General features: G+C 70.0%; 6 protein-coding genes. 2 read left to right on the forward strand and 4 right to left on the reverse strand.

Annotated features, from left to right (window positions below):
- Positions 1 to 35 precede the first annotated feature (35 nt).
- Together E1166_RS28845 and E1166_RS28850 are read right to left on the reverse strand one after the other, a co-directional pair.
- Positions 36 to 899 (reverse strand): hypothetical protein, encoded by an 864-nt coding sequence (locus E1166_RS28845; RefSeq protein ID WP_132343021.1) that lies wholly within the window; start codon positions 897 to 899, stop codon positions 36 to 38.
- 37 nt (positions 900 to 936) lie between these two features.
- A complete protein-coding gene (locus E1166_RS28850) occupies positions 937 to 2781 on the reverse strand; it encodes a phosphoenolpyruvate carboxykinase (GTP) (RefSeq protein ID WP_132343022.1) in 1845 nt (614 codons plus the stop codon).
- Between the two features lie 418 nt (positions 2782 to 3199).
- Between E1166_RS28850 and E1166_RS28855 the strand changes: the two genes are divergently transcribed.
- Together E1166_RS28855 and E1166_RS28860 are read left to right on the forward strand one after the other, a co-directional pair.
- The gene (locus E1166_RS28855) at positions 3200 to 3748 is read left to right on the forward strand and encodes a GtrA family protein (RefSeq protein ID WP_243710574.1); all 549 of its coding nucleotides are present in this window, start codon (positions 3200 to 3202) and stop codon (positions 3746 to 3748) included.
- Between the two features lie 64 nt (positions 3749 to 3812).
- Complete coding sequence (locus E1166_RS28860; protein WP_132343024.1) at positions 3813 to 4523, forward strand: GtrA family protein; 711 nt, start codon at positions 3813 to 3815, stop codon at positions 4521 to 4523.
- A 46-nt stretch (positions 4524 to 4569) separates the two neighbouring features.
- Here E1166_RS28860 and E1166_RS28865 read toward each other — a convergent pair whose 3' ends face one another.
- Both E1166_RS28865 and E1166_RS28870 read right to left on the reverse strand, forming a co-directional pair.
- The gene (locus E1166_RS28865) at positions 4570 to 5130 is read right to left on the reverse strand and encodes a PH domain-containing protein (protein WP_132269557.1); all 561 of its coding nucleotides are present in this window, start codon (positions 5128 to 5130) and stop codon (positions 4570 to 4572) included.
- Between the two features lie 179 nt (positions 5131 to 5309).
- A partial coding sequence (locus E1166_RS28870; protein ID WP_132343025.1) for a biotin--[acetyl-CoA-carboxylase] ligase occupies positions 5310 to 5989 on the reverse strand: 680 nt, incomplete at its 5' end.

Genomic DNA, 5989 nt, shown 5'->3' on the forward strand with positions numbered 1-5989 from the left:
GTGGCGGGGCGGGTTGCGGGCAGCGGCGGGCGCGTTCAGGTGGGAAGCGAGGCGGCTTCGGCGCGGGCGGCACGGCGGAGGCCGTACAGGGCCAGGACGGCGGCGGCGACCAGCGGGGCACCGTCGCGGATCAGTCCGTCGACGCCGAGCAGCCACCAGCACAGCGGCAGATCGACGGCGAGCACGCCCAGGGTGATCGCCACCAGCAGCGTGCGGGCCCAACGCCGGCCCCGCATCAGGAAGGCGGTGCAGAAGAGCACCAGGTAGCTGACCGCGATACCGGTGAGGAACCAGAGCAGCACCACCGGGGCGGCGGCGAGCCGGTCGTCCAGAACGGCGCCGGCGGCGACCAGGGCCGGCACCAGCAGCAGCGGGCTGTACGTGAAGGCGGCGACCCGGCTGGTGAGCAGCCAGGCGGTGACCGGGGGGCGTTTCGGCGCGATCTCCCGCCAGGTGATCGTCCCGCCGTCGAGCACCAGGCCCTTGCGGTGCCGGACCAGGTGCCCGGCCACCGCCTCCGAGCGGTAGAGCAGCCAGACCACGGCCCCGCAGAGCGCGGCGAGCAGGGCGAAGCCGAGCAGGCCGGGCAGGGGCGGCACCCCCTCCCGGGGCACCACCAGCCGGCCGACCGCGAAGACGGTGGTGACGGCGAGGATCAAGCCGAACGGCTTCGCCCCGGCACGTCCGCGGTTGACGTGCCCGATCAGCACCAGGAAGCCCAGCGAGCGCAGCATGGCCCAACCGGTCCGTATTGCCAGCCCGAACGCCTGCTCCGGGGCGTACCACCAGTTGAGCAGCTCGACCACGACGGTGGCCGCGGCCGTGGCGGCGAGCAGCGTGGTCAACGCCCGGACGGCGGACGGCCGCCGGACCTGCGTGGTCTCGACGGCCGTCCTCATGGGATCCGATGGTGCCCGGTGCGGGCAACCGGCACACCTACCGCCGGGGCTGCTGCGCGTCGAGCCGGGCGCGCAGGGCGTCGAGCTCGGCCCAGAGCACGCCCGGCAGCTTGTCACCGAACTTCTCGAACCACTCGGTGACCAGCGGCAACTCCTCGCGCCACTCGTCCGGGTCGACCTTGAGGGCGATCCGGACGTCCTCGGGGGTCATGTCCAGACCCTCGACGTCGAGCGCGTCCTGCGCGGGGACCATGCCGATCGGGGTTTCGACGGCCTCGGCCCGACCCTCGATCCGCTCGATGATCCATTTGAGCACCCGGGAGTTCTCGCCGAAGCCGGGCCAGAGGAAGTCGCCCTCGGCGTCCTTACGGAACCAGTTGACGTAGTAGATCTTGGGCAGCTTCGACTCGTCGCCGTCGACACCCTTGCCCATCTCGATCCAGTGCCGGAAGTAGTCACCGGCGTGGTAGCCGATGAACGGCAGCATCGCCATCGGGTCACGACGGACCACGCCGACCGCGCCGGAGGCGGCGGCGGTGGTCTCCGAGGAGAGCGTGGCACCCAGGTAGACGCCGTGCACCCAGTCGCGGGCCTCGGTGACCAGTGGGACGGTGTCCCGGCGGCGGCCACCGAAGAGGATCGCGTCGATCGGCACCCCGTTCGGGTCGTAGTAGTCGTCGGCCAGGATCGGGCACTGGGTGATCGGGGTGCAGAACCGGCTGTTGGCGTGCGAGGAGAGACTGTCGCTCTCCGGTGTCCAGTCGTTGCCCTTCCAGTCGGTCAGGTGCGCCGGCGGCTCACCCATGCCCTCCCACCAGATGTCGCCGTCGTCGGTGAGGGCCACGTTGGTGAAGATCGAGTTGCCGCGCTCCAGGGTGCGCATCGCGTTGGCGTTGGTCTTCCAGTCGGTGCCCGGCGCGACCCCGAAGAGGCCGTACTCCGGGTTGATCGCGTAGAGCCGGCCGTCCGGGCCGAACCGCATCCAGGCGATGTCGTCACCGATGGTCTCGACCTTCCAGCCCGGGATGGTCGGCTCCAGCATGGCGAGGTTGGTCTTGCCGCAGGCCGACGGGAACGCGCCGGCGATGTGGTAGACCCGACCCTCCGGCGAAGTGATCTTGAGGATCAGCATGTGCTCGGCGAGCCACCCCTCGTCGCGACCCATCACACTGGCGATCCGCAGCGAGTAGCACTTCTTGCCGAGCAGCGAGTTGCCGCCGTAGCCGGAGCCGAAGGACCAGATCTCCCGGGTCTCCGGGAAGTGCGAGATGTACTTCGTCTCGTTGCAGGGCCAGGTCACGTCCTGCTGGCCGGGGGCGAGCGGGGCGCCGATGGAGTGCAGCGCGTGCACGAAGTCGGCGTCGTCGCCCATCGCCTCCAGGACCTTCGTCCCCATCCGGGTCATGATGCGCATCGAGGCGACCACGTACGGACTGTCGGTGATCTCGACGCCGAACATCGGCCTTTCGGCCTCGACCGGGCCCATGCAGAACGGGATGACGTACATGATGCGCCCGCGCATGCAACCGCGGTACAGCTCCATCATCGTCCGCTTCATCTCCGCCGGCGCCATCCAGTTGTTGGTGGGGCCGGCGTCCGCTTCGTCGACCGAACAGATGAAGGTCCGCTCCTCGACCCGGGCGACGTCCGTCGGGTCCGTCCGGGCGTAGAACGAGTTGGGTTTCTTCTCCGGGTTGAGCCGGATGAGTGTCCCCTTCTCGACGAGTTCGTCGGTGAGGCGCCGCCACTCCTCGTCGGACCCATCCACCCACACCACCCGCTCCGGGGTGGTCAGTTCCGCGACTTCTCTGACCCAGGCGAGCAGCTTGGGGTGGGTCGTCGGGGCTTGATCGATACCCCGCACAACAGCCGGAGCAACCATGACACATCTCCTCGTGGTCGACGCTGACCGATCTATGGGATGCACGACTCTCGGCGGACGCGGACCGCGTCGCCTTCGTGAAAACCTGGGATTGCGCTCAGCGTAAACCGGGTGGACCTTTTAGTCAGTGGGACTGGTTGTGAAGAACTGCACAAGGTATGGCCCGGTTGCCGCATCACGATCTGATACCCGCTTCGGCGCGCAGTTTCACGCAAATCCTGCGGTCAACTGCTGCCGCGCTTCGACATCGACGACGCCGGACCGGAAATCAGACGGACGACGCGATCGGCCTGAAGCCGGAACGAAAGGAATGCCGAATGTGACAGGGGACTCACCTTCCGGCGCCGCCCACGGGTCCGTCCCGGACGGCTCGCCGTTGCTCCGCGCCCGCGCAACCCCCAACCGGTACGCTCGGCGGGTGGCCGTGACGACGACCGGAGACCAACCCGGGTCTCCGCAGACCTCCTCGGGTCTGGTCAGCACCCTGCTGGACCGTTTCGGTCACCTCGTCCGCGAGTTGAGCAAGTTCGCCACCGTGGGCGGCATCGCCTTCCTCATCGACTTCGCCCTGTTCAACTTCCTGGCCTTCGGCCAGGGTGTCCCGCCGGTCGCCGCGAAGACGGTCTCGACCGTGGTGGCGGCGACCCTGGCCTTCATCGGCAACCGATTCTGGACATGGCGGCACCGGCTGCGCTCCCACCCGGCCCGCGAGTACGCGCTCTTCTTCTTCTTCAACGCGGTGGGGCTGGGCATCGCGGTGGCCTGCCTGGCACTCAGCCGGTACGGCCTGGGCAGCATCTGGCCGGACGTGTTCCAGACCGCACTGGCGGACAACATCGCCAGTTTCCTGGTCGGCACCGGGCTCGGGACGCTGTTCCGGTTCTGGTCGTATCGACGGTTCGTCTTCGTGGAAGCGGGAATCCCCCCGGTTCCGGAGGCGGCGGACGACCCGCCGCCGCGGGCGTGAGCTAACGCCCATCCCGTCCGGCCGGGATCCGCCGGCTCCCGACCTCTGCCCTAAGGTGTTCCGCATGCGTCTTGTCCGTCTGCTGCCCGAGCGCTGGCAGAAGTTCATCCACGAGGCGCTCAAATTCGGCATCGTCGGTGGCGTCAACACCGTCATCAATTACGCGGTGTTCAACGCCTTGGCACTCACCGTTTTCGTCAACGGTCAACTGAAGGCGACGGTCATCGCGACCATCGTCGCCACGATCACGTCGTATCTGATGAATCGGCACTGGACGTACCGGGATCGCCCGAAATCGGCGGTCCAGCGGGAGTATGTCCTGTTTTTTCTCTTCAATGGTGCCGGCCTCCTGATCGAGCTGGGCGTCCTGGCCCTGGCCAAGTACGGCCTCGGCGTCCACGGCCTGCTCGCGCTCAACGTGGCGAAAACCTGCGGCGTCCTGCTGGCCACGCTGTTCCGCTTCTGGTCGTACCGGACCTTCGTCTTCCAGCCGGTCCCCGCGCACGCCGCGCAGACCTGGCACCACCTGCCCCGCGACGAGTGGGACACGATGGCCGAGCTGGACCCGGTCGCGGAACTGGCCGAGTCGGTCACCGAGCTGGAAGAGACCCAGCCGACCGACCGGCGCAAGCCGGCAGCCGCCGCCGAGCCGATCTTCCCGCAACCGAAGGTCCGCCCGGCGCTGGACCCCGGCCTCGGCGGTGCCGTGAGCGCCGACCTGGACGCCGAACTCGCCGCCGAGCTGCACGCCGGCACCCGCCGACCCCGCCGCTGACCGCCCGGTACCCGGCCGTCCCCACTGGTTCGCCCGGCGCGCCGGGTCAGGTCGCGGCGTTCCCGTCGCGCATGTCGGCGAGGATCTCCCGCAGTTCGTCGTCGCCCACCGAGTGCTTGTCGTGGTGGGCCTCGACCAACTCGTAGAGCTTGGTCTGGACCTTGCCGACCCGCGGCACGTCGAGCAGCACCGACTGGCCGCGTTCACCGGCCGACTCGATGGTCAACGTGCCGCAGCCCAGCACCCGTTCCACCAGGCGCTGGCTCATCGAGTGGTCGTTGATCCGGGCCAACGGGAGGTCACGCCGCTCCCGGGCGAGCACGCCGTGCTGGAGCAGCACCCGCTCGTCGGTGAAGAGGTAGTGCGTGGTCCGCCAGACCAGGAACGGCCAGCACGCCCACCACAGCAGCAGCACCAGCACCAGCCCGGTCAGCACGTAGCGGGCGATCATCCCGCCGTCGCCCCCGGGCAGCAGGATCCAGCCCGCCACCAGCGCGGCGACACCCAGCAGCAGCACCAGGACCGGGCGCACCAGCGCCTTCCAGTGCGGGTGCAGGTGCAGGACGACGTGCTCGTCCTCGGTGAGCACGTCTGCGGGGAACGCCACGACAACCTCCTCGGCGGAACCGGACGCCCGACCCTAACCACTCCCGGCGCCCTGCCGTACCACCCTCGCGGCACAATCCCGCCACCGATCCGGCTGATCATGAGGGTGACGGCACCGTTCCGGACGGAACCCCCCGCCAACCTCATGATCAACGAGGTGGGAGCGCGCGGAGGCGAGGATCAGCGGAGGTGGAGGACGTCGGCGGCGGACAGCCGGCGGAGACCGGCCGGGGTGTCGAGCAGGAGTTGACCGTCGACATCCACGCCGGTGGCGCGGCCGGACAGCTCCGCGCCGTCGGGAAGCAGCGCCCGCACCGGCCGGTCGAGCGTCGCACAGCAGGCCAGATAGGCGTCACGCAGCCCGCTGTGCACCGCGTCGCCGCCGGCTGCCCGCCAGCGGTCGTACCACTGGGCGAGCGAGCGGAGCAGGGCGCGCAGCAGCGGATCCCGGTCGGTCGCGACGGCACCGGCCAGCTGCAGTGAGGTCGCCGGCAGCCCGGTCGGATTCTCCGGCAGCTCGTCGGCGCGCAACGTGACGTTCAGGCCGATGCCGAGCACGATCGCCGGGGGTTGCGCCGGCGCCGCCCCGGGCACCGCCTCGGCCAGGATGCCGCCGCACTTCGCCGCACCGATCAGCAGGTCGTTCGGCCACTTCAGACCGGCCTCCACCTCGGCCACCCGGGTCACCGCCTCGACCAGGGCGACTCCGGCCAGCAACGGCAGCCAGCCGTACCCGGTCGCGGGGGCCGGCGGCCAGCCGCGCTCCGCCACAGCCTCCCCGGGCCGCAGCAGGACGCTGGTCGCGATGCCGGCCCGGGCCGGCGACTGCCACACCCGGCCCCGCCGCCCCCGCCCGGCGG

It is taken from the genome of Micromonospora sp. KC213 (assembly GCF_004348325.1).
Classification (GTDB): Bacteria; Actinomycetota; Actinomycetes; order Mycobacteriales; family Micromonosporaceae; genus Micromonospora.